This is a genomic window from Verrucosispora sp. WMMA2044, from assembly GCF_027497155.1.
GTDB classification, from domain to species: Bacteria; Actinomycetota; Actinomycetes; order Mycobacteriales; family Micromonosporaceae; genus Micromonospora; species Micromonospora palythoicola.
Genome location: NZ_CP114913.1, coordinates 5,775,373 through 5,802,168, shown reverse-complemented (window position 1 = coordinate 5,802,168; position 26,796 = coordinate 5,775,373). Strand labels below are relative to the sequence as shown.

Genomic DNA, 26,796 nt, shown 5'->3' with positions numbered 1-26,796 from the left:
GCTACCGCGTCGGCCGGCCCCGACGCGCCGACTTGTTGCGAGCCTCCAACGCGGCGACCTGCTCCACGATCTTGCGCAGGCTGGCGCGCGGGACGCCCGGTGGCAGCCCGCGCGCCAGCACCGTGATGGTCGCCAGGTCGGCGTCGTCAAGCTCGCCGGGCTCGGACTCCACCACGGGATCGAAGAAGTAGTTGGGCTGCACCCGGAAGAAGTTCGCCAACTGCTGGATCGCCGAGCGCGAGGGGTTGTCCCGCTCACCGCTGAGCAGATAGTTCACGTAGCTGGTCGACAGCCCCGTTCCCTTGGCGACATCATCCGGGGAGTACGGCTCGCCGGTACCTGGCTTGACATGCGTGTCGATCAGATGTCTGAGCCGCGCCGCGAAGGACGGTCCACCCTCGTCTGCGCCACCGTCCGCCATGACCGTCCTCCCATCCCAGCGCGCCACAATCGTGATGAAGCGGGATTTGCGATCCACAATAGTTGCAGGTGCGGATCGACCATGCTTCACTAGCGATACCTGACCACTGAGCCATTTCCAACCTGATGGTGCAGGTCAGCGGCGTGGAGGAGGCCTGTAGCCAGGTGAGGTGAGGCTCCCGGTAAGACAAGCAATCGACCAAGAAAGATGCCCCTCCCGGGAGCCTCGTTGCTGTCCTACCCTGCCTCGATCCCGTTGTCCACTCGATCCCTGAACCACGTCGCCGCCCTGATCCGCACCCATCGCCACCAGCGACGATCCCGGTGGCGGCGCCTCGACCCCGGCCGCCAAGCCCTGCTCGTGCTGGCCCATCTCCGCAACGGCGACACCTTTGCCCGTCTGGCCGCCGGATTCGAGATCGGTCTCGCCACCGCCTGGCGCTATGTCCACGAGGCGATCACGCTGCTCGCCGCGACCACCGACGACCTGCACCAGGCGATGAGCAGGATCCGACGGCTGGCCTACGCGATCCTCGACGGCACCCTGATCCCGATCGACCGCGTGTACGACCAGAAGCCGTACTACTCCGGGAAACACCGACGGCACGGGATGAACGTGCAGGTCATCGCCGACCCGGCCGGACGCCTCGTCTGGACATCGGCGGCGCTGCCCGGCTCGGCACACGACCTGACCGCCGCCCGCACCCACGACATCATCGCCGTGTTAACCGGCGCGAACGTGATGACCTTCGCGGACAAGGCGTACCAAGGCGCCAGCGGTTCAGTCCGCACCCCCTTCAAGCGCCATCGCTACCGCCCAACGCTGTCACGTCGGCAGAAGGCCGTGAACAAGGCCCACGCCCGCATCCGCGCCCGCGGCGAACGAGCCGTCGCCACCCTCAAAACCTGGAAAGTCCTGACCAAGCTGCGCTGCAGCCCATCCCGAACGACCGCGATCGTGCAGGCCATCCTCGTCCTGCACCACGTCGAGAACCCGACCTACCGAGGATGAAAAACGCTCACTGTGGTGGCTGTAACACCGCAGTGGACAACCATAGTGACGGACTATTCCTGCTCGATGTCCCCGACAGGTGCAGGCTGCATCACGGTCGGGTAACGATCGCCAGACGCGGCGCGGTCGCAGCACGGGGGATGTGCGAACCGCGTTGGCTGCGTGTCCGCCCCGAGATGCCACCGGCACGAGGGAGACGACCCGGCCGGCGGCGCCGCACATCGCAGCTGCACCGACCCCGCGATCTGGCCGCCGGTGGCCCCGGACACTTCCGCCGGGGTCACCGGCCCCATCCGTGGCCGGCACACCTGGCGCACCTGCGCGCGGTGGGGTGTGGTGACACCCGCCCGTCACTGACCGTGTTGTCCGGGTTCTGGTCGACGGCGACCTTCGCCGTCGGCCGGGCGCTGCTCGCCGCCGACCCCTCGCTGCCGCTGGTGCGGCATGACCTCACCGGCATCCGCGACGGCATTGTCCGGCGAGTGGTCCGCACCGGCGCCGACATCATCGAGGACGAGCAGGTAACGCCGCGACACGGCTGCGGATCAGCCTGCGCCGCTTCCCACCCCGGAGGGGCGGTGCGGGCCCGGGGGGTGGGAAGCGGTGGCTATGTGACACCGAGGTGTGGCCTACGGTGCAGCGTTCCGAACGAAAGAGGCACCCCCGTTGGTAGCCCCGCCCTATCGCCCGGATCCCGCTCGCTGCTCCAGTTTGCGATCAACGAATAGTTGGGATGTTGACCGCTGGTGCCAGAGGGTTGCACTTCTGTGCAGTCTTGTACGGAGCGCGGCGCGGTCGTTCAGCAACGCCGCCGGAGACGTGGCTGCTGAGAGCCCAGTTCGGCAACGATGTGTGGCACCGACGCGCATGAGCTGTGCCGCCGGCGCGGCACCGGCAGGAGCATGTGCGGTGGGGTCCGGAGCGGCCTGCACGGTGGAAATCGACAAGCCGCGCCCACCAAGGACGCACCGGACTCGAAACTCTCCGCCGGGCAGCGGGTAGTCGGGGTCGCCCGTGAACTAACGGTGCAGGTTGCGGTACTCCTGCGGCGACATGCCGAAAGTACTCTTGAAGAGCCGACTGAAATGCGCCTTGGCCGGAAATCCCCAACGCGCCGCGATTCTGTGGATCGGTCGATCGGCTAGCAACGGATTGGTCAAATCCCGCTGACACCGGGCCAATCGCCGGAGCCGGATCAGTTCCGCCACGGTGTGCTGCTCGGACGCGAAGAGCCGGTGGAGCATACGCAGCGAAATGTGGTGCGCGGCGGCGACGGAACGAGGGGTCAGATCAGTGTCGCCAAGGTTCTTCTCGATGAAGGATTCGATCTCGGTTCGCAGCGTACGTTCCCGAACCTCGACCGGCAGCAGCTCTTGAACAGCCAAGCGCTGCGCCAGGGTGCTAGCCGCGAGGTCAAGCGCTATCGCGCCTAGCGTCACCGCCTGACTCGGGGCGAATTCTTCGGGGCGCGCTGCCACGCGGTGGACGAATTGAGCAAGCAGAGCCGCCATGCCTGTGTCAGAACCGATTGAGCTCGCGAGGAGCGTGCGCACCTTGTCTGGATGCAGAGGCAGCGCCTGATGGGGGATGACGAGAGAGATGGAGCTGGCAAGCGTCGGCCCCGACGCGTAGTGGGTGCCAGTGAACGGCTTGCTGTTGTCCAGCAGGGTGAACGACGCCTGCGGCACGGAGGACTGGGTGCGCTCCTGGTTCGCAACGCTTTCCCCCGTGGTCATCAGCACCAGTTGGTAGGTGTCGGGCTGCGACCGCCTGACCAGCCGTGGCGAACGGATGGTGTCCAGGGTTGGGTAGCGCAACTCAGCCAGCAGGACAGTTCCCAGGGATACTCGCTTGGCCAATGCCTTGAAGTCGGCAAGGTGCGGGCTCTTGACGTAGGTCGGAGCGGCTTCGCGAGCAATGACCTCGTACCAGCACTCGAAACGGTCACTCGGTGGAAGCACGGACGTGTCGAGCACCTCGCACGGCAGCAATGGATTCACCTCCACCCATACTCTGAGCCGAGTCCGGGATGTTACCGATGATCACCTCGTCCTGCCGGGCCACATCCGCGGGCGGCGCGTCAGCGGGCGTGCCGCCTTGGCACCCTCGACTGAAGGTCGGTCATCCGCCGGACCGCCGTCCACCTCAGACAAATCCGGAGTTATCGATAGGACGCGAAAGTTGATCATGCAGGGCCCCTGCTGCGGGGACCTGCCTGGCCATACGCTCGGAGGACAACAGTTCGTGGAGGTGCTCATGTCTCAGGCGCAACCCGCCGGCCGCGCCAGGCTCATTCCCCTGCGCGAAACATTGCCGCGTATGCTCCGCGACCCCCTCGCGGCACTTGTCCACTTCGGACACGAGTCCGGCGGTGAGGTCGTGCGCCTCAACCTGGGCACCATGCGCCCCTACCTGGTCACCCACCCCGAACACCTACAGCAGATCCTGCGTGACACGACCAACTACATCCGCGACGGTGAGAGCATGCTCTGGCGTTCGATCCGCCGGGTGGTCGGGGAGGCGATCCTCGTCACCGAGGGAGAGGTGTGGGAGTCCAGCCGGGACACCCTGCAACCGCTGTTCACCAAGCAGCGTGTCGAGCAGATGGTCGACCGGATGGCGGTCGCCATCGCTGAGGCGATTGATGCGCTGGGAGAACCGGCTCGGCAGGGTGTGGCAGTTGACTCCATGACCCTGATGTCGCGGATCGTGTGCCAGGCCACAACTCGGGTCCTTTTCGGGCGGAAGATTTCCGTAGGCGACGCGGTGGAGATTTTCGGTCACTTGGGCACGATCACCCGAACCATGGTATTTCGTCTACTCGTGCCCAGCGCGCCCTACTGGGTTCCCCTGCCCGGTGACAGGGCGTTCCGCAAGGCGGTCGCGGCCATCGACACGCTGGTCCTGCCGATCATCCGTACGGAGCGCGCGAACCCGGGCGAGGGCGACGACATCATCGCTGCGCTGTGCCGCCCAAGGGCCAACGGACTTCAGGTCAGCGAGGAGCAGGTCCGCAGCGACCTTGTCGCGATGTTCAGTACGGCCACCGAGACAACAGTCGGTGTCCTGTCCTGGCTGTGGCCGGTTCTTGAGAAGTACCCCGAGGTTGCCGACCGGCTGTACGCCGAAGTCGACGAGGTTGTCGGGCGTGGACCGGTGCAGCGGGCCCACATCCCGCGGATGCGTTACACCCGCATGGTCCTGGACGAGATGCTGCGCCTCTGGCCAGCCGGCTGGAACATCCCACGAACAGCGGCCGAGGAGCAGGTCCTTGGTCGCGTCCGGATTGAAGCCGGAGCAACCATCCTGGTCAGCCCGTACGCGACCCAGCGGATGGAACAGTTCTGGGATCGCCCTGACGCATTCGACCCGGAGCGGTTCGCTCCTGACCGCCCGAGGCGGGAGCACCGCTACAGCTACTTTCCCTTCGGAGGCGGCCCGCACCAGTGCATCGGCCAGCACCTCTTCCTCCTTGAGGCCCCGATCATCATCGCCACGCTGCTGAGCCGGTACCGTTTCCAGCTCGGTGGGCCGGCTGACCTCAAGGCGCGGCTCGGTGCCTCACTGCGGCCCCGGCCGAACACGCTCACACTGCTGCCGCGGCACGACCACTCCTCAGTCTCGTGACACCCGGCCCGCCTGTCCCGGTCGCCATGGGCGACGCGCTCACTGTAGAAGAGCAGGCACGAGTCTGCGCGCTGGCCGTCACGCTCGATCGCGACCTGCACGAGGTCGTGACGCGCCATCAGAACCTGTTCGCGGCGCGACCCTTCGACGCGGCGCTCATCAGCGGCATCGCGATGTCAGTAGCGTTCACAGCGCCCGAGTACGCAGGCGACCAACTGAGGCTGACAGCTCGGACCGTGCTGTGGGTGTTCGCGGCGGACTGGCAGTTCGACCACCTCGCGCAGACGGACGACGATGTCCAGGCGCTCGTCGCCAGCTGCGTCACAGCCGCCAACGGCGATCCGTGCGTCGACGGCGGGCACCCGCTGGCGCTGCTACTGGCCGAGATACGGAACGAGTTGGTGTCGGCGCCGGCGTTCGCGGCCATGGGCCCGATGTGGCGGGACGAGATCGGACGCATGGTCGCAGCGATGGCGCAGGAGTGGCGATGGAAGACCGCGCATCAGGCGCCGCCGGCCTCGCGGCGTACTGCGCTGACTCTCGACCAGTACCTCGCCAACGCGGACAACGCCGCTGTCGTGCTGGTCAGCGTGACGCACTGGGCCCACCTCGGTGACCAGGACTGCTTGGACCACGTTGACGACCTGAAGGCTGCCAGCCGCGAGGTGCAGCGCGCCATCCGGTTGATCAACGACCTGGGCACAAGTAAGCGCGACCTCCAGTGGGGAGATCTCAACGCGCTCATGCTCGTGAGCAGAACCGAAGTGACCGCCAGGCTCAACGCGGTCATCCAGAGCTGCCACGAACTGATCGAGCCACTGGAGAAGACCTGTCCCCGACAGGCCGCGTTTCTGCGACGCCAGATCTCGTTCACCGCCGGCTTCTACCAGGTGTCGGACTTCTGGGGCAGCCTGTGAGCCGCCCAGCCATCCCCGTCCATACATTGAACGGCAGCATTGACGGTGCCGTAGCTGATCTAATTGCCGGGCTGGAGGCGGAGCCGCACGGTCAGGTCGCCCCATCGGTTTACGAGACCGCTCGGCTTGTGTCGCTGTCGCCGTGGCTGGGTGGGCATGCCGAGCGCATCGCATTCCTGCTGCAGACGCAGCGGGCGGACGGAGGGTGGGGTCCACCGCAGGGGTATGCGCTGGTTCCCACCCTCAGCGCCACCGATGCGCTGCTCGCGACCCTCCGCTCCACGGGACCGAGGGCACATCGGGATCACGTGGCGGCGCGCCTGGCCCCTGCCGTCGCCCGCAGCCTGCAGGCGCTTACTACCTGGCTACGGGCTGGCCTGCTGGTGCCGGACACGCCAGGCGCGGATCTCATCGTGCCGTCCCTCGTGGCGGGCATCAACCAGCATCTCGCCCGGCTTGAACACCTGGCGGTGCCGTGCCTCGAACCCTGGTACGGCGGGCGGTTAGGCCTGCCGACGGGGATGGACGACGGCCGTCTCGTCAGGGTCCGACAAGCGGTCGCTGCCGGCGTTGATCTGCCGGGCAAGTTGGTGCATTTCCTGGAGGTCCTGGGTCCCGCAGCTCGCGCCGCAGGCATTCGACCGGCGGGGCCCGGGACGGTCGGCGCCTCACCGGCGGCAACCGCCGCCTGGATCGGCAACAACGAATCGGGCTCCTCCAGCAACCATGCCTTGGCTCATTTGGCGACAGTCGCTGGCGGCGGCCCGGTGCCGTGTCCGTTGCCCATCACTGTCTTCGAAGCGGCGTGGGTGGTGAGCGGACTGGCACGGGCTGGCATTCGAGTCGAGGTGTCGCCGCGCATCGTGGAAAGCCTCCGCGCCGCGCTGAACCCGCTGGGCACTCCGACCGGGCCGGGGCTGCCCGCCGACTCAGACACCACGGCGGTGGCGCTGTGTGCGCTCGGACATCTGGGCCAGCCTGTGGACCCCGGACCTCTCTGGGCATACGAAACTGCGGATGGATTCTGCACCTGGCCTGGTGAGGACGGGTGGTCGGTCACCACCAACGCGCACGTCCTGGACGCTTTCGGTCAGCACGTGTCCAGCGGATTCGATCCGGAGCCGCGGTACGTGGCCGCCATCGATCGGTTGACGGTGGCGCTGCGAGAGCGCCAGCAGCCGGACGGGCAGTGGCGCGACCGATGGCATGCCTCGCCGTACTACGCCACGATGTGCTGTGCCCTTGCTCTTCAAGACTTCGGCCGTGGGCCCACCGCGGTCGACGCGGTGGCGAGGGCGGTCGACTGGGTCCTGTCCACGCAGCGGGCCGACGGGTCGTGGGGGCGTTGGGACGGCACCGCTGAGGAGACCGCGTACGCGTTGCAGGTGCTCCTGGCAGCACGCCCGAGAGCCGATGAAGTCCAGGCGGCCGCGAGGCGTGGCTACGCGTACCTCTGCGAGACGGCGGGCCGGGAGCCTGCCCCTCCCCTGTGGTACGGCAAGGAGCTCTATCGCCCGCTGGCGATTGTCCGCGCTGCGGTGCTCGCCGCATTGCACCTTGTGCGGCAACGGCACGACATAACTGCGGCGACCGTCACGACAACTGCACCCAAACCGCGGCAGGCAGCCAGCAAGCCGGTGATCAGGGACGCTTGAGGACCTTCTTGGACGCTGCTAGCGTGCTCCCGTTGTCGCGCGCCGTTGATGTGGGACGCGCAGGCGTCAGAAATTCACCGAGGACTTAGCCAGGTGCAACGGCCGACTGGGACGGTGTGATGCGCTTTCGCAGTACCAATATCCGCACCAAAGTGGTCGCGATGTTGCTGTCGCTCACTGCCCTGTGGGCGTTCGCGGCGTGGGTGACCCTCCGGGACGGTCTCAACCTGCTCTGGGTCAATACGCTGAACAGCAAGGTGTACGAGCCGAGCGCACCCCTGCTGACGGCCTTGCAGAACGAACGCCGACTCACGCTGGCCTACCTGGGTGGCTCCGACGACAGTCAAGCGCGAGCGTCCTTGGACACCCAGCGCCGGCAGACCGAGCAACTCGCCGCGACGTTCACAGCGTCAGCACGGAGTTGGCAGACGGATCTGGCGGGCAGCAACACGTTGGCCCAACGACTCGACGCCGCCTACGTCAGTCTGGACGCCCTGGGCGGTGTCAGGGAGTTGGTCGATGCACGCACCATCGACCGCTCGAGCGCAGCGAGGGCCTTCGGCGACTCGATCGACTCGATCTTCGGCATCTACCACGCCACGGCGAGCCTGGACGACAAGACGATCGCGGGTTACGCCGCCGCGCTCATCCAGCTGAACCGCATGGGGGAGCTGATCTCGCAAGAGGACGCGCTCTTGAGTGGCGTCCTCGCCAGCGGTCGGATCACCGCCGCTGAGCAGGCGCAGTTCGCGCAGCTCGTGGGCGCCCAACGGTTCGCGGGATCGGAAACCTCGATCCAGTTGTCACCCGCCGACCGCGCTCGATATGAGCAGTTGCTTGCTGGCGACACCTTCCGCCGTCTTCGGGCGATCGAAGACAGTGTGGCGCAGACCAGCCGCACCCGGTCGAGCCTGCCCGTCGAGGCCGGCGAGTGGCGCAGTGTGGTTGACGACGCCCAGTCCGAGCTGCAGGAAGTAGTCACAGCCGGTGGCAACGGAATCGTGTCCGGTGCCGTGGGCGTCGCCGTTTGGGTCATCATCCGGCTGCTTCTCGCGGCGGGCCTTGGCACGATCGCCGTTGCCGCGTCGATCGTGCTGTCGATCACGACGGCGCGCGCTCTGGTGGCGCAGTTGCAGCGGCTACGTGACGCGGCTCATCAACTCGCCGACGAGCGGCTGCCCGCCGTGGTCGAGCGTCTTCAGCGCGGCGAGAAGGTGGACGTCGCCGTCGAGGCACCGCCTCTCGACTTCGGCTCGGACGAGATCGGGCAGGTCGGCCAGGCGTTCAACGCCGTCCAGGAGACCGCTGTGCGTACGGCCGTCGAGCAGGCGGAGCTACGCCGCAACGTACGCGATGTGTTCCTTAACCTGGCCCGGCGCACCCAGGCCCTCGTCCACCGCCAGGTGACCCTCCTCGACGAGATGGAGCGCCGGCAGGAGGACGCCGACGAACTCGAGGACCTGTTCCGCGTCGACCACCTCGCCACCCGGATGCGGCGCAACGCCGAGAACCTCATCGTCCTGTCGGGTGCGACGCCCGGCCGTGGCTGGCGCCGCAACGTGCCGATGGTCGATGTGGCCCGCGCTGCCGTGCAGGAGGTGGAGGACTACACCCGGGTGAAGGTGATGCCGTTCGGGTCGGTCGCGCTCGCCGGCCGGGCCGCCGGCGACATCATCCACCTGCTCGCCGAGCTGATCGAGAACGCCCTGACCTTCTCGCCGAAGAGCACCCCTGTCGAGGTGCGCGGGCAGCTTGTGGCCAACGGCTTCGCCATCGAGATCGAGGACAGAGGTCTCGGCATGGCCGAGGACGATCTGGCCGCTGCGAACGCGGACCTCGCAGTCGCCGCAGAGTTCAACCTCGCCGACGCCAAGAAGCTGGGACTCTTCGTCGTCAGTCGGCTGGCCGCCAAGCACCACCTCGCGGTCCGGTTGAAGCCGTCGCCCTACGGCGGCACGACGGCGGTCGTCCTCATTCCCAAGGACCTGGTTGCGACGGCCGACCCGATCGGCGCCGGTCCCGCACCGACGGTGGGCGTGTCCAGGGACGCGGCTGCCGCAGGCGATGCCCAGCGGGTCACCACGGCGCGGCAGACCTCGCTCGCCGTCGTCGAGCCCGCACCCGTGCACGGCGAAACGATGGAACTGCCAGCGGTGCGTCCACTGCGTGCCGCCGCTGACGCCGCCGCCACGGTCACCGAGGAGCCGGTCAAGAGCCCGCCCAGCGTCAAACAGCGGCCCGGACCTGCTGCCGGACACACCGAGCACACCGAGCACGGCCTGCCGATGAGGGTCCGCCAGGCCAACATCGCGCGACAACTGCGCGAATCGTCCCCAGGCCAGACACAGCCACCGGACGACGAGGCGGGGCGATCCCCCGACGACATCCGCAGGATGATGAGTTCCTACCAGTCCGGCACCCGCCGCGGCCGTGATGACGCCGCACGTCTCGTCGACGCCGCCGACGACGAGCAACCCAACGCCGCCGACAACACGTCCGCGGCCGAAACCGACCGGTGAGAAAGAGGAACGGGCAAGTGCAGCAGAATTCCACGGGCGATCTGGCCTGGCTGCTCGACGACCTGGTTGGGCGTGTCAAGCAGGCTGAGCATGCCATCGTGCTCTCCGCTGACGGGCTGCTCATGGCTTCCTCCGCCCAGCTCAGCCGGGACGACGCGGAACACCTGGCCGCGATGGCATCGGGGATCCAGAGCCTCGCGAAGGGCGCCAGCAAGCGGTTCGGCGGCGGACCCGTTCAACAGACCATCATCGAGATGAAATCGTCGTTCCTTTTCGTCACCGCGGCCGGAAGCAACGCCTGCCTGGCCGTCCTCGCGGCCGAAGACACCGACGTCGGACTTGTCGCGTACGAAATGGCGATGGTCGTTGCGCGAGCCGGCAAGTTCCTCGCCTCCCCGACCAGGCCGAGTCAGTACACCAACAACTAGGGGCCGCCATGACGATGCCCGACGAAGAACCGGTCTGGTTAGATGACGCAGCCGGGCCGGTAGTCCGGCCGTACGCCGTAACCGGCGGGCGGGCCAAACCAGCCAACAGCTTCAATGTGGTCGCTCTGGTCCTGGCGACCCGATCGGCCCCGCCGTCGGAGGTGGGGATAGCACCAGAGCAGGCCAGGATCATTCACCTGTGCCAACGACCGCTGGCACTCGCAGAAGTGGCCGCGCATCTCAGCCTGCCCCTTGGCACCGTTCGAGTGCTGCTCGACGGACTGATCGCTCAGGGATTCGTTCAGGTGAACGACCCTCGCCAAGCCGCCACCCTTCCCGACGACAGCGTATTCGAGGCGCTCATCAATGGACTACGTCAACTCTGAGCGGACGGGCCATGCGACCCTTCCCACCGCCATCAAAATCCTCATCGCGGGTGGCTTCGGCGTAGGCAAGACCACCCTCGTGGGATCCGTCAGCGAAACCAAGCCCCTGCGGACCGAAGAGGTCCTCTCCGAGCAGGGCGTGGGAGTCGACGACATCTCCGGTGTCGAGGCGAAGTCGACCACGACTGTGGCGATGGACTTCGGCCGGATCACCATCAGCGAGGAACTCGTCCTCTATCTGTTCGGCACCCCGGGCCAGGACCGCTTCTGGTTCGTCTGGGACGAACTCACCATCGGCGCCCTGGGCGCCGTGGTCCTGGCGGACACCAGGCGGCTTGCCGACTGCTTCCCGTCCGTCGACTACTTCGAACGCGCGAGGCTGCCATTCATCGTTGCCGTCAACTGCTTCGAGAACGCGCGCCAGTACAGCCTTGACGAAGTTCGACTGGCCCTGGACCTCGACCCGGACGTGCCTGTCATGATGTGTGACGCGCGGGAACGGCAGTCGTCCAAAGAGGTCCTCGTGGCGCTGATCGAGCATGTCAAGAAGCAGGGGCTGACCCGCAGACCTGAGCCCGTGGGTCATTGACCGGCGAGGTGCCCCGACGCACGGTCGAGACCGCCGTACTCCGGCCATGCCGGTCACTTCGCGCAGAGCGCGGCGTCGACGAGGGCGGCCCGGTCGGCGGCGACAGAGCCGTCCGTGACCGACCCGTTGAGCGAGGTGACTACCAGGGTCGCCGCGCGGCCGTCTTCGGTGGCGCCGTTGACGGTCGAGTAGCCGGGGATGTCGCCGCCGTGGCCCCACGCCACCCCGCCGCAGCTCAACGGGGTACGGAAGAGACCGAGCCCGTACCCCAGGTCCGATTGTGGATGCACGGCGACGGTGGTCCGCATCTCGGCCAGCTGCGCGGGGTTGAGCAGTTTGCCGCCCAGAAGGGCACGCAGGAACGTGTTGAGATCGGCCGGAGTGGAGACCAGTTGGCCGGCGGCCCACCCCCAGCTCGGGTCCATCCGGGTGAAGTCGAGCAGTTCGCCGGTGGCTTCATCGAGCTGGTAACCCTTGGGATGCCGACCGCGGATGCCCTCCTCACCGACCCCGGGCGCGTAGGTGTCGCGCAGGCCGATCCGCTCGATGACCCGGGTGGTGACCAGCTCGTTGAACGGCCGGCCGGTGACCCGTTGGGCGATCAGGCCGGCCAGCAGATAGTTGGTGTTGCTGTAGGCCCAGTCGCCGGCTGGCCCGCCTTCCCTGGCGTTGGCCATGTCGAGCAGGTCCCGGGGTTCGAGGTAGACATGCTGGTACGGCGGGATGTCGATCATTCTCGGGAACATCGTGTCGGTGTAGTCGGGCAGCCCGCTGGTGTGCTGCAGTAGTTGACGGACCGTGATCGCGTCGGCGTCCACCCCGGGGCTGCGCACCAGACCCGGCAGGTACGTCTCGACCGACTCGTCGAGATCCACTGTGCCTTCCCCGACGAGCTGCAGCACGACGACGGCGGCGAACATCTTGCTGGCGCTGCCGATGCGTACCCGGCCGTTCTTCGGCACCTTCGCGCCGGTGCGCAGGTCGCCGACCCCGGCCGTGTGGTGCTGGGTCCGGCCGCGACGGTCCCGGACGGCGGCCAGCGCCCCCGGGTGCCGATCGGTACCGACGAGCTTCTCGACGCGTTGGCCGATGGCGTCGGGACGGCTCCCGGCCCAGGCGGTGCCGGCCGGGCCGGCGGCCGTGAGACCGCCCGCCGCGATCACCGCGGTCGTCGCCATGGCGACGACCCGGCGACGCGACCGGGTGGGCCGGCGAGTCGAGTGAGGTGGGTGGGCATGGCAGGCTGCTCCTCCGGAGGGCGAGCATCAGCATGGCTCAGCTCTCCTGGGTGACGAGCTGGCGGCGGCCGAGCCACGCCAACTGCTCGGCGATCTGCTCCGCGCCCGGCTGGGGCATGTCCCGCACGATCCGACCGTCGGCCAGGACCATCACCCGGTCGGCGTACGAGGCCGCCACCGGGTCGTGGGTCACCATGATCACGGTCTGCTGCGCGTCGTCGACCACCGACCGCAGCAGGGCCAGCACGTCGGCGGCGGTCTGGGTGTCCAGCGCGCCGGTCGGCTCGTCACAGAAGATCACCTCGGGGCGCATCGCCAGCGCCCGGGCGATCGCCACCCGCTGCTGCTGCCCGCCGGACAATTCGGCCGGGCGGTGGTGCAACCGGTCGCCGAGCCCGACCCGCTCGACCACCTGGCGCAGCCAGGCGGCGTCCGGGCGTACCCCGGACAGCCGCAGCGGCAGGTGGATGTTCTCCTCGACGGTCAGCGCGCCGATCAGATTGAAGGCCTGGAAGACGAAGCCGATCCGGCTGCGCCGGAGCTTGGTCAGTTTCGTCTCCGACAGCCGCGACAGATCCTGGCCGCCGATCCACACCTGCCCGGAGGAGGGCCGGTCCAGGCCGGCCGCGGTCTGCAACAGGGTGCTCTTGCCGGAACCGGACGGCCCCATCACGGCCGTGAACGTGCCCCGGTGGAACTCCGCGTCGACGCCGGCGAGCGCGGTGACGGCCTGCGGTCCGGAACCATACGTACGGGCGAGCTGTATCACGCGGACCGCCGGGTCGGCGGGGCGTCCAACGCGGACGGACATCTGGACCAACCTCTCCATGTCGTCAGAGGACGATGACATGGAAAACGCTATGGTCAGACGGGCTGCGGGACGATCTAGCGTACTGGCCAACCGGGGTACAGCAGGCTGTACCAATCGCGCGGCGCCGGCATCACCAACTGCGGCGCTGGGCGTCCTCGAGGTAGCGCAGCACCGCCGTCACCCGCCGGTCGGCGCGGTCGTCCGGGGCGAGACCGAGCTTGGCGAAGATGCTGCGGATGTGCTTGTGCACGGCCCCGTCGGTGACGAACAGCCGCTGCGCGATCGCCCCGTTGCCGAGCCCTTCAGCCATCAGGGCAAGCACGTCGCGTTCCCGGCCGCTGAGCCGGGCCAGGGTGCTGTCGGGACGGCTGCGGGCGAACAGCTGGCCGACCACCTCCGGGTCGATCGCGGTACCGCCGTCGGCGACACGGTGCAGCGCGGTGAGGAACTCCTCGACCCGGCCGACCCGCTCCTTCAGCAGGTAGCCGAGCCGGACCGCGCCACCGGCGAGCAGGTCGGTGGCGAACGCCTGCTCGACGTACGCCGACAGCACCAGCACCGCGAGGTCGGGTCGACGACGCCGGGCCTCGACGGCGGCCACGATGCCCTCGTCGGTGTGGGTGGGCGGCATCCGGACGTCGACGATCGCGACGTCCGGCCGGAACTCGTCCACGGCGGCCAGGAAGGTCGTCGGTGAGTCGGTGGTGGCGACCACGTCGAGCCCTTCGGCCCGCAGCAGCAGCGACAGACCTTCCCGTAGCAGGGCGTCGTCCTCGGCGATCACGATCCGCACGGCAACTCCACGAGTAGGGTCGTCGGCCCACCTGGTGGGCTGGTCAGAGTGAACTGGCCGTCGTGGCCCTGCACCCGCCGCCGGATGCCGGCGATGCCCGAGCCGTGGCCCTCGTCGGCACCGCCCCGACCGTCGTCGACGATCGACACGTACAGCCGGTCGACGCTGCGCCGCACGGTGACCGCCACCGAGGCGGCACCACTGTGCCGGGCGACGTTGGTCAGCGCCTCAGCGACCACGAAATACGCCGTCGCCTCGACCGACGCGGCGCATCGGCCCGGGACGTCGACCTCCACCGTGCACGGTACCCCGCAGCCGGCGGCCAGACCGTCGAGCGCCGCGGCGAGTCCACGGTCGTCGAGCACCGGGGGCAGAATCCCGCGTACGACGCTGCGCAGCTCCGCGAGGGCCTGTTCGGCCGAGTCGTGCGCGCGGTCCAGGATCTCCACCGCCCGCGCCGGATCCCGGAGCATCGCCCGCCGCGCGGCACCCAGCAGTACCGTGACCGCGACCAGTCGGTTCTGCGCCCCGTCGTGCAGGGACCGCTCGATGCGTCGCAGCTCGGCGGCGTGCGCGTCCAGCGCGGCCGCCCGGGTGGCGGTCAGCTCGGCGATCCGCAGCGACATGTCGACGTCGCGCGGGGGCGCCAGCAACCGTCGCCCCGGCAGCGCCTGCAGCCCGGCCAATGGCGGGTTGAGCGCCACGGTCGCGGCGAGCCAACCGACCCCGATCAGCCCCACCACCAGCGCGTCGGGCAACCCGTCGATCCGCCAGTCGATGAACCCCGGGCCGCCCGCCTCCGGCGGCAGCACCCAGTAGTAGAGCGGGAACAGCAGGTTCTGCACGGCGGAGATCGGCAGCGACAGCCCGAGCACCCCCAGGCCGAAACCGACGGTGCCGTGGACGGCCACGAACGCGCACTCGCGTCGAAACCACGGGTCGCGCAGGACGTCGCGCAGGCCGGTGGGGACCGTCGGCGGCAGGGGCAGGTCGCGGTCCCATCGTGACAGTCGTGCCCGCTCCCGGTTGGCGGCGAGGCGGACCGCCTTCGCCGCCGACGGGACCACCGCCAGGCCGATGCCGACCACGCTGGCGAGCGCCACCAGGACCAGGAGCAGTACGGCCGCCAGCGCCAGGATCGACGTGCCGAGGCCGCCGACAAGGTGTTCGATGGCGTCGACAGACATTCGTAGGCGGCGACGCAGGTACCGCCGCGCCGCCCGCCAAAGCTGCGGGCCCAGTCGTCCCGCAGCGGCCGAAGCGCCAGCGGCGTCCCTGCGCGGCATCCCGTACCTCCCGGCAGTGACGATAGCGACGCAAGGTCGACGCCGACGTGCCGTGGCCCAGAAAGTACAGCCTGCTGTACCAGTCCTGTGGGTGCCCTTGAGACTTGCAGTTGACGCATGGGTCAGGGTTTACGGTCGCGCTCCACCGACCGAACAAGGAGCGTCACGTGCCGTCACTGCCTTCCGTCCATCGTCAGGTTCAGTTGCTCACAACTCCGGACGGCCTGCCGCGCCCGGAGGACTTCACCGTCGTCGAGGTCCCGGTGCCGCCCCGCGCATCCGGCGAGGTCCTGGTCCGCAACCGTGCCTTCCTGGTCTCCGCGGCCCTGCTCCGGACCCTCATCGGCGCGGCCGCGGCGGGACTGCCCGGCCCGCGACCCGGCGATCCGCTGCCCGGCGCCGCGATCGGCGAGGTCGTCGCCGCCCCCGACTCCAGCGGCCTGCGTCCGGGTGAGCTGGTCGGCCACGACCTCGGCTGGCGCGAGTACGCGGTCGTCCCGGTCCACCGGTGCCGTCGGCTCGGAGACTCGCTACCGGATCCGCCGGCTCACCTGTCGCAGGGCTGGACCGCGTACGCGGCGCTGACCCGCACCGCCGCCGTCCGTACCGGCGACACGGTGCTCATCACCGGCGCCGCCGGCGCCGTCGGTTCCCTCGCCGGCCAGATCGCCCGTCGTCTCGGCGCGGCCAGAGTCATCGGCACCACCGGCTCACCGGCGAAGGCCCGCATCCTGACCACCGAACTCGGCTACGACGCGGTCATCGTTCGCGGAGCGGGACCGATCACCACTCAGCTCGCCGACGCCGCTCCGGACGGCATCGACGTGGCGCTCGACACCGTCGGCGGCGAACAACTTCAGGCGGCGGTGCACGCCGCCCGGCCCCACGCCCGCATCGTGCTGATCGGCGCGCTGTCGGCGCAACTCGCCGCCGAGGGCACCGGCACGACCGCCCCGCTGGAACTGGACCTCGTACCCATCGTGCTCAAGCGAATCAGCTTGCGCGGGTTCAACGCCGCCGACCACCCCGAGGCGCTCGCCGAATGGACGCAGCGGTTCGGTGCCTGGCTGCACACCGGCAGCATCCGGTTTCCGCATACCCGCATCCGTGGAATCGACCGGGCCGCCCGAGCGTTCCGGGATGTCGTCGAGGGACGGCACGTCGGCGCCGTCCTCGTGGAGCTGTGACAGTCGGGAGGCACGATGCGTATCGGTGACGCCGCGGCGGCAGCGGGCACCACCCCGCGGGCGTTGCGCTTCTACGAACAGCGAGGACTGCTGCCGCCACCGATACGCACCCGCACCGGGCAACGGACCTACCGCAATGCCGACGTGGCCCGAGTGAAGATCATCCGTGAGTTGCTGTCGCTCGGCCTGACCGTCGACGACATCGCCACCCTCAGCGACCATCTTCATCTGCTCGACGGCGACACTCTGCCCGAACACACCGTGCCCGACCGCATCCGGCTGCCTCAGGCGAGTGAGATGTTCCGCCGCCGGTTGGAGATCATCGACGAGCACATCGCACGGCTGACCCGACTGCGGCAACTGCTGTCCGTCTGCCACGCCCAGTTGGCCGAGCAGGCGCCGCCCGCGACGGTGGACACCCATTGATCCGCTCTTCCTGCGCTGATCTGAGCGAGCCCGTCTACCAGGTGATTCGCGTCCTGGACGCTGGCGAGGGATGCCCGTCGCACGAGCAACCAACCGACCACGAGGGCATGTGACCATGTCGGGGTGATCGCCGTGGAGTTCGACGCACCCGTTGATGCGCCAATGCAGGTCACCGGGTTCGAGTTGGGACACGTCAGCCTGCGCTGGGACGGTGGATCCCACAGTTCCCGCCAGCTCGGGTCCCGCGGGTTGCTGATGGTGTATCTCGCCGCCGCGGACATGCTCAACGGCGTTGCGACCCTGGCGGCGGGCCGCGACGCCAGCTACGTGTTGACCGGCGCCTCCAGCGGCTGGAGTTTCGCGGTGCGCCGTACCCGCCGTCATGGACTGCAGCTGAGCACGCCCGCCGGACGGCTGCTCTGCCACAGCTCCGAGGCTGACTACGCAACAGCAGTCTGGCGCGGCACCGAACGATTGCTGACAGCCCGCACGCCGATCGACGGCGGACCCATGGCCGACCTGCAGGCCGCCATCGCCGCTTTCCCGGACGCCTACCGACGCTGACGCGTCCATCAATCGTCGTGACCGAGCCACCGATGGCCGGATCGCGACCGGTGCGGTGATCCGTGTGCGTCACGGCATGATCATCGTCGCGACCGATGGCGGGCGCGTACTCCGCCGGGGGTCACTGCACCGGGACCGTTCGTGGGCCGTCCGGTCCAGGCGCAGGACCTGCGTGTCAGCGGTCCCGGCCCGCCAGCTCGAGCACGGGTACCCGGGAGACGCGGAACGCGGGCCACGCCGCAGCGACGATGCCGGCTGCGACCGCGATGACGAGCGTCACCGCGAGACGGGACCACGGTACGACGACGGACGGGATCTCCGCGCCACCGGTGACGTCGATCAGCGCCCAACCGAAGCCGACTGCGACGGCGATACCGATCGATGCTGCCACGAACGACAGGAGAGCCACCTCGAGCCGCACGATTCGACGCAGCTCTCGGCGAGTCGCGCCGACCGCTCGCAGCAGCCCGAGCTCTCCTGAGCGTTCATTGATCGCGAGCGCCGTGGTGTTGGCGACTCCGAGCAGCGCGATCAAGCTCGCCAGGATGAGCATCCCGTCGATGAAGTTCCCGAACGCGGCGATCTCGCTCCCGCTGTCGGCGACGTGTTCCGCCCGGGTCTCGAAGAACGACCCGGGCGTGGCTCGGACCAGCGCCCTCACGTCTTCCTCGGCGTCCGCGACCACGCCGTCGGCCAGGTCGACGAACAACAGAGCGTCGAGCAGACGACCGACCGAGGCGTGGAGTGTCGCACGGTCGACGAAGTACAGAGGGGCTTCGAAGCCGCCGGTGCTCCTCGCGACCACGGCAACGATCGGTGCCTCGAGTGTCGAGCGTTCGAATTCGATCGCGAGGGTGCTGCCGAGCAGCGTCGGGTCGTCGCCGACCACGGCCAGGCCCCCCTCGCTCAGGTCGGCGAGGTCGCCGGCGATCGGGTCGAGGTCGAACGTGGTGGGCAGTGTTGTCGGGTCGATGCCGCCGATCGCCTCGGCTTTTCCTGCCACGATCCCTTCAGCGGTCGACAGCGCAGCGACGGCGTCGACGTCGGGCAACGCTGCGATCCGGCCGGCCAGGGTGGGGTCGATCGTCGGGAAGTCGGGGGTCGCCGACGTGACCACCACGTCCGCCTGCAGTCCTTCACGAACGTCCGTCCCGACCGCGCTCGTCAGCGAGCTCGCGAAGATCGCGAACATCGTCACCATCGCGGTGCCGAGCATGAGCGCGAGCGCCGTCGACGCCGATCGACGGGGGCTCGCAGCCAGGTTGCCCGCTGCGATCGCGCCACACACACCGGCGACCCGGCGGGCCATCTGAGCGCTCCCACGCGCTGCGGCGGTCACGAGCGCCGGGCCGCACAGCACGAGCGCCGGGACGATGGCAATGACGAGTACGGCCCACGTCGCGCTCGAGCGCACCACAGCCAAAGTTCCTCCAGCGATCGCCGCCGCGGCGAGCACGAGCCCGCTCGCAGTTCGCGCCTGGCTCACGACCCGGGGTTCCGCCGCGCTCTCGCGCAGCGCCTCGATCGGTGGTGTCGCCGCCGCACGGCGAGCCGGGATCCATGCCGAGAGGATCGTTGCGCCGATACCGACGGTCGCGGCGACCGCGATCGAGGTCGTGCTCACGATCGACGGACCGGTGAGCAACGTGATCCCGGCGAGTCCGACGAGCCAACGCAGCGCCCACTCCCGCGACCCCGCACACGAGGCCGACGAGCGTGGCGATCGTCCCGACGAGCGCGGCCTCGATCACCACTCCGCCGAGCAGTTGGCGTCGTTCCGCACCGATCGCACGCAGCAGCCCCGACTCCCGTCGGCGGCGGGCGACGGTGAGCGCGAACGTGTTGAAGATGATCGTCACACCGATCAAGACCGCGATCACGGCGAAGGCCAGGAGGAACACGGTCAGGAACTGCAGCGGTGACGTCGCGGCGTCCTGCATCGTCCGGATGTGGTCGGGTCCGTCGACGACCTCGGCGTCAGTCAGCGCCGACAATCGGCCGAGCACCTCGGCGCGGTCAGCGCCCTCCGCGACGTCGACGAGCACCTCCGTCGGTGCCGCAGCGTCCAGCCAGACGGACACCGCTCCGTCGGGCAACAGCACCGTCCGCTGCAGCGGTGCCGCATCCGCCGACGCGAACGTCGCGACACCGGTGATGGTCGCGTCGTACATCCCAGTCGTGGTCAGCACCTGTACGACGTCACCCGGAGCCAAGCCTGCGTCATCGGCGAGCGATCGGTCGATCACGATCTCGCCGACCTCGGTTGGTGGTCGCCCGCTCGCGAGCCGGAACGGATTGAGCACCGGGTCGGCGACCCAGTTGCGACCGACGTCGCTCGCCGTGCCGGTTCCGACTGACGATCCGTCGACGACCAGCTTCGCGAAGCCGACCCATTGCGAGGCGGCCCCGTCGACGCCATCGACCGTGGCCACGCGCTCGGTGATGTCGGGATCCAGTGACCGCCGAACCGACCTTTCCGGATCTCCCGGCCCTCCCCCGGGCTCGCCGAGCACGACGCCCTGCACCACGGCGTCCGTCCCGGCCAACGCTTCGGCGATGTCACCGGCCGCTCGGCCACGCATCGAGTCGGACAGCACCAGCGTCGCGACGAGGAACGCCACCGACAGCATGATCGCCGTGCCCGTCAGCACGAACCGACCCCGACTCGCGAGCACGCTTCGAGCCGCACTCCGCATCATCTGGCTCATCGCCCCAGGCCCTTCATCACGTCAAGCACCGAACCGGCCGACGGATGATCCATCACGTCGTGCACTCGGCCGTCGACGACGAACACGACATGGTCCGCCCAGGCAGCGGCGTTGGGATCGTGCGTGACCATCACGATCGACTGGTGATGCAGATCGACCGCTGATCGCAGGAATCCGAGGATCTCCTGTCCAGACCGCGTGTCGAGGTTGCCGGTGGGCTCGTCGGCGAAAACCACCTGTGGCTGGGCGACCAGCGCCCGGGCGACGGCGACTCGCTGTTGCTGGCCACCCGAGAGCTCCGTCGGCCGATGATGCATGCGGTCACCGAGGCGCAGCAGCGCCACGACCTGATCGAGCACTGCGACATTCGGCCGGCGTCCCGACAACGCCAACGGCAGGCAGATGTTCTCCTCGGCCGTGAGCGTCGCCACGAGATTGAACGCCTGGAACACGAACCCGATCCGTTCGCGGCGAAGCCTGGTCAACTCGCGGTCGTTGAGCGCCGACAGATCGGTGTCGCCGACGAACGCGCGGCCCGACGTCAGTTGATCCAGCCCGGCGGCGCAGTGCATCATCGTCGACTTTCCCGAACCCGACGGTCCCATCACAGCCGTGAACTTCCCCGCCGGGAACGTGATGGTGACGTCGTCGAGCGCGACGACGGCCGACCGACCGGAGCCGTATCGCTTGACGGCGCCGACGAGCATGGCCGCAGCGTCGGCTGACGGCGCGCTCCCGGACTGCCGATCGACGACCGTGGAATCTGGACGTGCGGACACGAGACCTCCGATGAGTGGTTGATCAGGGTTTGTAAGGGGATCCGACAAGTGGCTTCGCCTACTTACGGGTTGCGTCGCTTGTCTGAGGCCTAGTGATACGGAGCGAACCTGAGGCGACCGTTAATGCGGCGCTCAGGCTGGGTGGCCGAACCAGGTGCCCAGCGCACCCACCAGCGTGGTGGCGTCGAGGTTGTCCGGCAGAGCACCAAGTCCCGCTGGTGGCGAATGAAAGATCGCCCCGGTCCACCCGGACGTGTGGGAGTACGACGTCGGCGGCTTGTGCACCGTTCGTCACTGTTCTTAACAGTGGTACTCGTCCGTGCCGCCCTCCGGCGGCACGATCCGGTCGCGGCCGGCGCCGAACTGTTGTCGGCGCCGGCCGCAGGCGACGACAGCGAACGCCGTCGCCAGCGCAACGGTGGCCGCCCCGAACCTCCGCAGTGGGCTGTCAAGCCTCGTCATGGCCTGAACGCCAGGCCCGATTCCGTCCTGTTTCGTCGTACTGCGGTCGTCATCCTCGGCCGAGCGGCGGTACCACGGTGCCACTTCACCTTCACCGCCCCGCACGTCCATTAATCGTCGTCTCAGGTTCGCTCGGTACGAAGCCGGCATCGGACAAGCGATGTAACTCGTACCTGGAGGCCATTGATGGCAGTCGACGTGGCGACGTGCGGGGAAGCGCCGCCCGGTCGGCTGGCCGGCCGGTGGGTGCCGCTGCTGGTCGTCGCGATCGGGATCGGGTTCGGGCTGTTGGTGCTCCTCGTCCGGTTGCACCTGGAGCCGCTGACGATCGTCGACCGCGGTGTCGTCCGGGTGCTCAACGAGGTCGTGTCGCCGCGGCCGTACCTGGTGAACGCACTCGACGGGACAACCCAGCTGGGCGGGCGGCCGGTCATGCATTGGCTGGTCGGCGTCGCCGCGTTGCTGCTGCTGGTGCGCCGGCGGGTCCGTCTCGCCGTCTACCTGCTGGCCACCACCGCCGGCGCGCTGCTGCTCGACCCGTCGGTGAAGTCGCTGGTCGGCCGGTTGCGCCCGGTGGTCGAGGCACCGGTGGCGATCGCGTCCGGCAACAGCTTCCCGAGTGGGCACGCGCTCGGGTCGACGGTGGTCTACGGCGCGCTGCTGCTCGTGTTCCTGCCCGCGGTGCGCTACCGGAAGCTGTTCACGGCGGCCGTCGCACTGCTCGTGGTCGCGATCGGGGTGACCCGGGTCGCGCTCGGCGTGCACTACCTGACCGACGTGCTGGCCGGCTGGCTGCTCGGCGCGCTGTGGCTGAGCGTCACGGCGTACGCGTTCCGGCTGTGGCGGCGCGAGGCGGGGCACCCGGTGGCACCGCTCGACGACGGCCTGAAGCCGGAGGCCGATGAGGTGGTCAAACCGGCGCCGGACTCCAGCCGCCCGATCCCGCACCGGTGGGTCAAGGCCACCGAGATCCTGACCGGCTGGGTGTTCACGTTCGGCATCCTGTACGTCGTCGGCTACCTGTTGAAGAACCGCACCGAGGGCACCTGGCTGGGACGTTTCGACGACGGCGTGGTCCGGTGGCTGCAGACGTTGCGCACGCCCACGCTGGACGAGGTGAGCTGGGTGTGGAGCAATGCCGGCGACATCCGCGCCATCCTGGCCATCTCGCTGGTGTTCTGCTCGATCGCGTTGGCCGTGTGGCGGCAGTGGCGACCGGTGGTGTTCGTGGTGCTCACCATGGTCGGCGAGCTCACCCTGTTCCTGTGCACCGCGGCCAGCGTCCAGCGGGGCCGCCCGCCGGGGCCGCAGCTCGACAGCCCGATGTCCACGTCGTCGTTCCCGTCGGGGCACATCGCCGCGACGATGTGCATCTGGGTGGCGGTCGCGGTCCTGATCATGGACCGGGTGAGCAGCCGGTGGCGCTGGTTCGCCGTGGTGCTCGCGGTGGTCGTGCCGGCCGGTGTCGCGCTGTCCCGGATGTACCGCGGCATGCACCACCCGACCGACCTGCTCGGCGCCGCGATGCTGACCGCGCTCTGGGTCGGCCTGCTGTGGTGGGTGCTACGGCCGAACGTGCGGGCAGCGCCGGCCGACGTGCGTACGTGACGCTGCGCTTCGTCGCCTCGACGCCACCACGCTGGTGCGTGCGCTGGGCACCTGGTTCGGCCACCCGGCCTGAGCGCCGCATTAACGGTCGCCTCAGGTTCGCTCCGTATCACTAGGCCTCAGACAAGCGACGTAACCCGCCTGTAGGGGGCTTAGTGATGGCAGTCGACGCAGCGCCGCCCGGGGAAGCACCGGCCGGTCGGTTGGCAGGCCGGTGGGTGCCGTGGTCGGTGATCGCATTCTCTACCACGGAGCTACATCGGTCGGCCCTGCGGAGGGACGATCGGTGCGAAACCTTCGGCCGAAGCTTCTCGGCATGGATCTGACCCAGGCCGTGCTCGAGCACCCCTACCTGGTGCTCGGTCTCTTCGTGCTCATCGAGGGCCCGGCCGCGACGATCACCGCGGGCACCTTGGTGGGCGCCGGCGCTGCGGCGTTCTGGCCGATCTGGGTGATCGTCGCGTTGGCCGAGGTGGTGGGTGACAGCCTGCTCTACCTCGTCGGCCGGTCCGCCCGGCGGCCCTGGGTGGCGTCCCTGCTGAGCAGGCTCAAGGTGACGGCTCTGCTCGACCGGCTGACCAGGATGTCACTGCCTCGGCTGGTGATCACCGCCAAGCTCGTCGACGTCTTCGCCCTCCCGGCGTTCGTGTCGGCGGGACTCGCCGGGCTCCCGTACCGCAGATTCGCCGCCTGGGTGGGTGCCGCCGCCGCGGTCCGCGGCCTGGTGCTGATCGGTCTCGGCGCTCTCCTCGGCAGCCAACTGTCCGGCCTGCTCGCACTGCCCGGCGGCATCTTCCTGCTCACCGCGGCCGTCGCCGTGCCGGTCGCTGTCTTCCACCACTTCATGAAGCGACACCACCTACGAAAAGCCACACCATCTACGAAAGGTAGTTGTCCCATGCGCATTCTCATCGGTGCCGACACCTACGCCCCGCACGTCAACGGGGCGTCCTACTTCGCCCAGCGCCTGGCCGTGGCACTTACCGCCCGGCACGAGGTGCACGTGATCGCGCCGTCGACGGACACCCGCACCCTTGCCAGCATGTCCAGCGACGGCGTCGTCGAGCACCGCGTGCGCTCCTTGCCGGTGCCGGGTCACTCAGGTTTCCGGTTCTGCCCGCCACTGGGGCTGCGCGCGGCAGCGCGCCGGATCCTCGACGAGGTCCAGCCCGACGTGGTGCACGTGCAAAGCCACTTCCCGCTGTGCCGGGCGCTGGTCGACGCGGCGCGCGAGCGCGGTCTGTTCATCATCGCCACCAACCACTTCATGCCCGAGAACCTGATCCACTACCTGCCCATCGGCAATGCTGGCCGGGCGAGGGCGCACGAGTGGGCATGGCGCGACGCCGCCCGGGTGTTCGCCAAGGCAGACATCGTCACGGCCCCGACCCCGTACGCCGCCACGCTCGCCGTCGTCTCCGGCGTGTCCGGGCCGGTCCTGCCCATCTCGTGCGGAATCGACCTCACCCGCTTCCGCGAGCAGGCGCCCGCGGCCGAATTCCGATGGGCCTACAGCCTCGCGCACAAGCCCACCATCACGTACGTGGGCCGACTCGACGCCGAGAAGAACCTCGACGTCGTGATGCGGGCGTTCGCGCTGGTGCGGCGCTCCCTCGATGTCCAGTTGCTCCTGGTCGGCACCGGGGCCGAGAAGCGGACACTGCGGTCGCTCGCCGGGGAGCTGGGCGTCGCCGAGCATGTCACGTTCACCGGCTTCATCCCTGACGAGGACCTTCCCTCCGCATACGCGGCGTCGACGGTCTTCGTCAACGCGGGCACCGCCGAGTTGCAGAGCCTGGTCACGCTCGAGGCGATGGCCAGCGGAAGGCCCGTGATCGGCGCCGATGCCGCAGCCCTGCCCCACCTCGTACGGGACGAGGAGACCGGCTACCTGTTCCCGCCCGGCGACGTTGTCGTGCTCGCCGAGCGACTGCTCACCGTGCTCTGCGACCCGAAGCACGCGGAAGAGCTGGGGCACCGGGCTCGTGCCGTGGCCGAGCAGCACGACCAGACCCGCACGGTGTCCGCGTTCGAGCAGCTCTACCGGATCCGTCCGGCCCGTGAGGCGCCCGCGCCCGCCGAGGTCGCCGCATGACAGCGACGACCGTCCGGCCAGGCACCTCCCGCTGGTACCGCAACGCCCAGCTGAGCCTGGGCCTGGGCACGGCGGCCGGATCGGGCCTGCTGCTGGTCGGCGACGTCGACCCGGTGGACCAGATGGTCAGCGAATCGATCCGGACCGTGCCGGGCGCCGTCCTGCTGGCCCTGGCGGCGTGCGGGCTCGCGGCAGCCGGCGGATGGCTCCTGGCCGGCGCCCGGCGCGTGCTGCCACCGGCCTGGCCCCTCACCCTGCTGCTGTCGGTGTGGTGCGTGTCCCTGGTCGCGGTGGTGGTGTTCCCCACGAACCTGCCGGGGACCGAACCGGGCGTCGCCGCTGGGCTGCATCGCTTCGGCGCGGCGCTGATGGCGGCGCTCCCACCGCTCTTCGCCCTGCTCATCGTCAAGCGTGCCGGGCGGGGGGCCGACCCGGCCCGGGTCCGCTGGCTGCGCGCGGCCGGGTGGTCAGCGTTCGCCGCGTGCGTCGGGTTCGCGGCGGTGAACGGGCCGGCGGTGCTGCTCGGCCAAGGTCCTCTCCCGTTCGCGGGCCTGGCCGAACGGGTTCTGCTGGCGCTCGTGCTCGTCGTGGTCGGGCTCTGCGCCTGGGTGCTCGAAGGGGAGGAGCGGTCCCGATGGACCTGATGGTCATGGTCGAGAACGCGATGACCTCTCCGGCCATCTACCTGGCGATCCTCGCGCTGACGATCCTCGACGCGTTCCTGCCGTTCCTGCCGTCGGAGTCGGTCGTCATCGCGGCGGCGGTCTTCGCCGTGTCGGGCATCCCGTCGCTTCCGCTGATCATCGTGCTCGCCGCGCTGGGCGCCTTCGTCGGTGATCACGTCGGCTATCTCATCGGGCGCCTGTTGCGCGAGCGCCGTCCGGGCGGCCGCCTGATCCGCGCCGCCGACAGGATCGCCCCGCACCTGCACCGCCGGGGCGGTGCCCTGATCATCGCGGGCCGGTTCGTCCCCGGCGGCCGCACCGCGATCGTGACCGCCAGCGGTGCCACCGGCTACCCGCTTGCCCGCTTCACCCTGTTCACCGCCATCGCCGCCGTCACCTGGGCCGGCTACTCCGGCCTGATCGGCTACCTCGGCGGCGCCGCCTTCGAATCCAACTCGACGCTGGGCCTGGCGGTCGGCCTCGGTCTCGCCCTGTCCATCACCGCGCTCGGCGAACTGGTCCGCTACGTGTTGCGCCGCCGCCGAGCGGCGACCGCGGCGGGATGACCGCCGCGGGGCCATGCCCGAGGGCCGCCGTCCCTCGTCGCGCCGCCGGAACGGG

Annotated in this window: 24 protein-coding genes and 1 pseudogene; 16 read left to right on the top strand and 9 right to left on the bottom strand. The window is 69.2% G+C overall.

Annotated elements, in window-relative coordinates; translation table 11 throughout:
• Position 1: 1 nt before the first annotated feature.
• Positions 2 to 421, bottom strand: coding sequence for a helix-turn-helix domain-containing protein (locus tag O3597_RS26390; RefSeq protein WP_164449652.1), 420 nt, complete (start codon positions 419 to 421; stop codon positions 2 to 4).
• Between the two features lie 228 nt (positions 422 to 649).
• Here O3597_RS26390 and O3597_RS26385 point away from each other — a divergent pair, with 228 nt between their 5' ends.
• Positions 650 to 1,432: a transposase family protein gene (locus O3597_RS26385; RefSeq protein ID WP_281602727.1), complete on the top strand. Its 783-nt coding sequence runs from the start codon at positions 650 to 652 to the stop codon at positions 1,430 to 1,432.
• A 308-nt stretch (positions 1,433 to 1,740) separates the two neighbouring features.
• Positions 1,741 to 1,980: pseudogene (locus tag O3597_RS26380) on the top strand (hypothetical protein); the annotation flags it as partial.
• A 471-nt stretch (positions 1,981 to 2,451) separates the two neighbouring features.
• On the opposite strand, the gene O3597_RS26375 reads toward O3597_RS26380, so the two are convergent.
• A complete protein-coding gene (locus O3597_RS26375) occupies positions 2,452 to 3,432 on the bottom strand; it encodes a helix-turn-helix domain-containing protein (protein ID WP_164449653.1) in 981 nt (326 codons plus the stop codon).
• Positions 3,433 to 3,676: 244 nt separating this feature from the next.
• Between O3597_RS26375 and O3597_RS26370 the strand changes: the two genes are divergently transcribed.
• The 7 genes from O3597_RS26370 (at position 3,677) to O3597_RS26340 (ending at position 11,553) form a co-directional block, all read left to right on the top strand.
• Complete coding sequence (locus O3597_RS26370; protein ID WP_281602726.1) at positions 3,677 to 5,059, top strand: cytochrome P450; 1,383 nt, start codon at positions 3,677 to 3,679, stop codon at positions 5,057 to 5,059.
• Between the two features lie 26 nt (positions 5,060 to 5,085).
• Positions 5,086 to 5,976: a terpene synthase family protein gene (locus O3597_RS26365; protein ID WP_281602725.1), complete on the top strand. Its 891-nt coding sequence runs from the start codon at positions 5,086 to 5,088 to the stop codon at positions 5,974 to 5,976.
• Between the two features lie 26 nt (positions 5,977 to 6,002).
• Positions 6,003 to 7,631, top strand: coding sequence for a prenyltransferase/squalene oxidase repeat-containing protein (locus O3597_RS26360; RefSeq protein WP_281602724.1), 1,629 nt, complete (start codon positions 6,003 to 6,005; stop codon positions 7,629 to 7,631).
• A 119-nt stretch (positions 7,632 to 7,750) separates the two neighbouring features.
• Positions 7,751 to 10,150 (top strand): nitrate- and nitrite sensing domain-containing protein, encoded by a 2,400-nt coding sequence (locus O3597_RS26355; protein WP_164449655.1) that lies wholly within the window; start codon positions 7,751 to 7,753, stop codon positions 10,148 to 10,150.
• 17 nt (positions 10,151 to 10,167) lie between these two features.
• Positions 10,168 to 10,578, top strand: coding sequence for a roadblock/LC7 domain-containing protein (locus tag O3597_RS26350; RefSeq protein WP_164449656.1), 411 nt, complete (start codon positions 10,168 to 10,170; stop codon positions 10,576 to 10,578).
• An 8-nt stretch (positions 10,579 to 10,586) separates the two neighbouring features.
• A complete protein-coding gene (locus tag O3597_RS26345) occupies positions 10,587 to 10,964 on the top strand; it encodes a DUF742 domain-containing protein (protein WP_164449657.1) in 378 nt (125 codons plus the stop codon).
• Positions 10,945 to 11,553, top strand: coding sequence for an ATP/GTP-binding protein (locus O3597_RS26340; protein ID WP_164449658.1), 609 nt, complete (start codon positions 10,945 to 10,947; stop codon positions 11,551 to 11,553). The genes O3597_RS26345 and O3597_RS26340 overlap by 20 nt, the downstream gene beginning before the upstream one ends.
• A gap of 53 nt (positions 11,554 to 11,606) precedes the next feature.
• Here the strand turns inward: O3597_RS26340 and O3597_RS26335 are convergent, their stop codons facing one another.
• The 4 genes from O3597_RS26335 to O3597_RS26320 form a co-directional block, all read right to left on the bottom strand.
• Positions 11,607 to 12,731 carry a serine hydrolase domain-containing protein gene (locus O3597_RS26335; protein ID WP_281602723.1) on the bottom strand — a complete coding sequence of 375 codons (1,125 nt, stop codon included), beginning with the start codon at positions 12,729 to 12,731 and terminating at the stop codon, positions 11,607 to 11,609.
• A 97-nt stretch (positions 12,732 to 12,828) separates the two neighbouring features.
• A complete protein-coding gene (locus O3597_RS26330) occupies positions 12,829 to 13,602 on the bottom strand; it encodes an ABC transporter ATP-binding protein (RefSeq protein ID WP_164449663.1) in 774 nt (257 codons plus the stop codon).
• A 130-nt stretch (positions 13,603 to 13,732) separates the two neighbouring features.
• Positions 13,733 to 14,395, bottom strand: a complete 663-nt coding sequence (locus O3597_RS26325; RefSeq protein WP_164449664.1) for a response regulator transcription factor — start codon at positions 14,393 to 14,395, stop codon at positions 13,733 to 13,735.
• The gene (locus O3597_RS26320; RefSeq protein WP_281602722.1) at positions 14,383 to 15,582 is read right to left on the bottom strand and encodes a sensor domain-containing protein; all 1,200 of its coding nucleotides are present in this window, start codon (positions 15,580 to 15,582) and stop codon (positions 14,383 to 14,385) included. The genes O3597_RS26325 and O3597_RS26320 overlap by 13 nt, the downstream gene beginning before the upstream one ends.
• A 302-nt stretch (positions 15,583 to 15,884) precedes the next feature.
• Here O3597_RS26320 and O3597_RS26315 point away from each other — a divergent pair, with 302 nt between their 5' ends.
• From O3597_RS26315 to O3597_RS26305, 3 genes are all read left to right on the top strand, one after another.
• Positions 15,885 to 16,868 (top strand): NADP-dependent oxidoreductase, encoded by a 984-nt coding sequence (locus tag O3597_RS26315; protein WP_281602721.1) that lies wholly within the window; start codon positions 15,885 to 15,887, stop codon positions 16,866 to 16,868.
• A 15-nt stretch (positions 16,869 to 16,883) separates the two neighbouring features.
• Complete coding sequence (locus O3597_RS26310; protein WP_164449667.1) at positions 16,884 to 17,294, top strand: MerR family transcriptional regulator; 411 nt, start codon at positions 16,884 to 16,886, stop codon at positions 17,292 to 17,294.
• A 123-nt stretch (positions 17,295 to 17,417) separates the two neighbouring features.
• A complete protein-coding gene (locus O3597_RS26305; protein WP_164449668.1) occupies positions 17,418 to 17,858 on the top strand; it encodes a hypothetical protein in 441 nt (146 codons plus the stop codon).
• Positions 17,859 to 18,033: 175 nt separating this feature from the next.
• Here the strand turns inward: O3597_RS26305 and O3597_RS26300 are convergent, their stop codons facing one another.
• From O3597_RS26300 to O3597_RS26290, 3 genes are read right to left on the bottom strand one after another with little or no spacing between them, the layout of a single operon-like run.
• A complete protein-coding gene (locus tag O3597_RS26300) occupies positions 18,034 to 19,059 on the bottom strand; it encodes an ABC transporter permease (protein WP_281602720.1) in 1,026 nt (341 codons plus the stop codon).
• A complete protein-coding gene (locus O3597_RS26295; RefSeq protein WP_281602719.1) occupies positions 18,995 to 20,566 on the bottom strand; it encodes an ABC transporter permease in 1,572 nt (523 codons plus the stop codon). The genes O3597_RS26300 and O3597_RS26295 overlap by 65 nt, the downstream gene beginning before the upstream one ends.
• Entirely contained in the window at positions 20,563 to 21,273 is a 711-nt protein-coding gene (locus tag O3597_RS26290) for an ABC transporter ATP-binding protein (protein WP_281602718.1), read from the bottom strand. The genes O3597_RS26295 and O3597_RS26290 overlap by 4 nt, the downstream gene beginning before the upstream one ends.
• Positions 21,274 to 21,993: 720 nt before the next feature.
• On the opposite strand from O3597_RS26290, the gene O3597_RS26285 reads away from it, so the two are divergent.
• From O3597_RS26285 to O3597_RS26270, 4 genes are all read left to right on the top strand, one after another.
• Positions 21,994 to 23,415 carry a phosphatase PAP2 family protein gene (locus O3597_RS26285; RefSeq protein ID WP_281602717.1) on the top strand — a complete coding sequence of 474 codons (1,422 nt, stop codon included), beginning with the start codon at positions 21,994 to 21,996 and terminating at the stop codon, positions 23,413 to 23,415.
• A gap of 316 nt (positions 23,416 to 23,731) precedes the next feature.
• Positions 23,732 to 25,510 (top strand): glycosyltransferase, encoded by a 1,779-nt coding sequence (locus tag O3597_RS26280; protein ID WP_281602716.1) that lies wholly within the window; start codon positions 23,732 to 23,734, stop codon positions 25,508 to 25,510.
• Positions 25,507 to 26,154, top strand: coding sequence for a DUF998 domain-containing protein (locus O3597_RS26275; RefSeq protein WP_281602715.1), 648 nt, complete (start codon positions 25,507 to 25,509; stop codon positions 26,152 to 26,154). Before O3597_RS26280 ends, O3597_RS26275 begins: the two co-directional genes overlap by 4 nt.
• The gene (locus O3597_RS26270) at positions 26,145 to 26,741 is read left to right on the top strand and encodes a DedA family protein (RefSeq protein ID WP_281602714.1); all 597 of its coding nucleotides are present in this window, start codon (positions 26,145 to 26,147) and stop codon (positions 26,739 to 26,741) included. Before O3597_RS26275 ends, O3597_RS26270 begins: the two co-directional genes overlap by 10 nt.
• Positions 26,742 to 26,796 lie beyond the last annotated feature (55 nt).

Coding starts and splice junctions, on each gene's coding strand:
- O3597_RS26390 (WP_164449652.1), bottom strand. CDS start 421: ATGGCGGACGGTGGCGCAGACGAGGGTGGACCGTCCTTCGCGGCGCGG.
- O3597_RS26365 (WP_281602725.1), top strand. CDS start 5,086: ATGGGCGACGCGCTCACTGTAGAAGAGCAGGCACGAGTCTGCGCGCTG.
- O3597_RS26355 (WP_164449655.1), top strand. CDS start 7,751: ATGCGCTTTCGCAGTACCAATATCCGCACCAAAGTGGTCGCGATGTTG.
- O3597_RS26345 (WP_164449657.1), top strand. CDS start 10,587: ATGACGATGCCCGACGAAGAACCGGTCTGGTTAGATGACGCAGCCGGG.
- O3597_RS26340 (WP_164449658.1), top strand. CDS start 10,945: ATGGACTACGTCAACTCTGAGCGGACGGGCCATGCGACCCTTCCCACC.
- O3597_RS26335 (WP_281602723.1), bottom strand. CDS start 12,731: ATGGCGACGACCGCGGTGATCGCGGCGGGCGGTCTCACGGCCGCCGGC.
- O3597_RS26330 (WP_164449663.1), bottom strand. CDS start 13,602: ATGTCCGTCCGCGTTGGACGCCCCGCCGACCCGGCGGTCCGCGTGATA.
- O3597_RS26320 (WP_281602722.1), bottom strand. CDS start 15,582: ATGTCTGTCGACGCCATCGAACACCTTGTCGGCGGCCTCGGCACGTCG.
- O3597_RS26310 (WP_164449667.1), top strand. CDS start 16,884: ATGCGTATCGGTGACGCCGCGGCGGCAGCGGGCACCACCCCGCGGGCG.
- O3597_RS26300 (WP_281602720.1), bottom strand. CDS start 19,059: ATGGTGACGATGTTCGCGATCTTCGCGAGCTCGCTGACGAGCGCGGTC.
- O3597_RS26295 (WP_281602719.1), bottom strand. CDS start 20,566: ATGAGCCAGATGATGCGGAGTGCGGCTCGAAGCGTGCTCGCGAGTCGG.
- O3597_RS26290 (WP_281602718.1), bottom strand. CDS start 21,273: ATGCTCGTCGGCGCCGTCAAGCGATACGGCTCCGGTCGGTCGGCCGTC.
- O3597_RS26285 (WP_281602717.1), top strand. CDS start 21,994: ATGGCAGTCGACGTGGCGACGTGCGGGGAAGCGCCGCCCGGTCGGCTG.
- O3597_RS26280 (WP_281602716.1), top strand. CDS start 23,732: ATGGATCTGACCCAGGCCGTGCTCGAGCACCCCTACCTGGTGCTCGGT.
- O3597_RS26275 (WP_281602715.1), top strand. CDS start 25,507: ATGACAGCGACGACCGTCCGGCCAGGCACCTCCCGCTGGTACCGCAAC.
- O3597_RS26270 (WP_281602714.1), top strand. CDS start 26,145: ATGGACCTGATGGTCATGGTCGAGAACGCGATGACCTCTCCGGCCATC.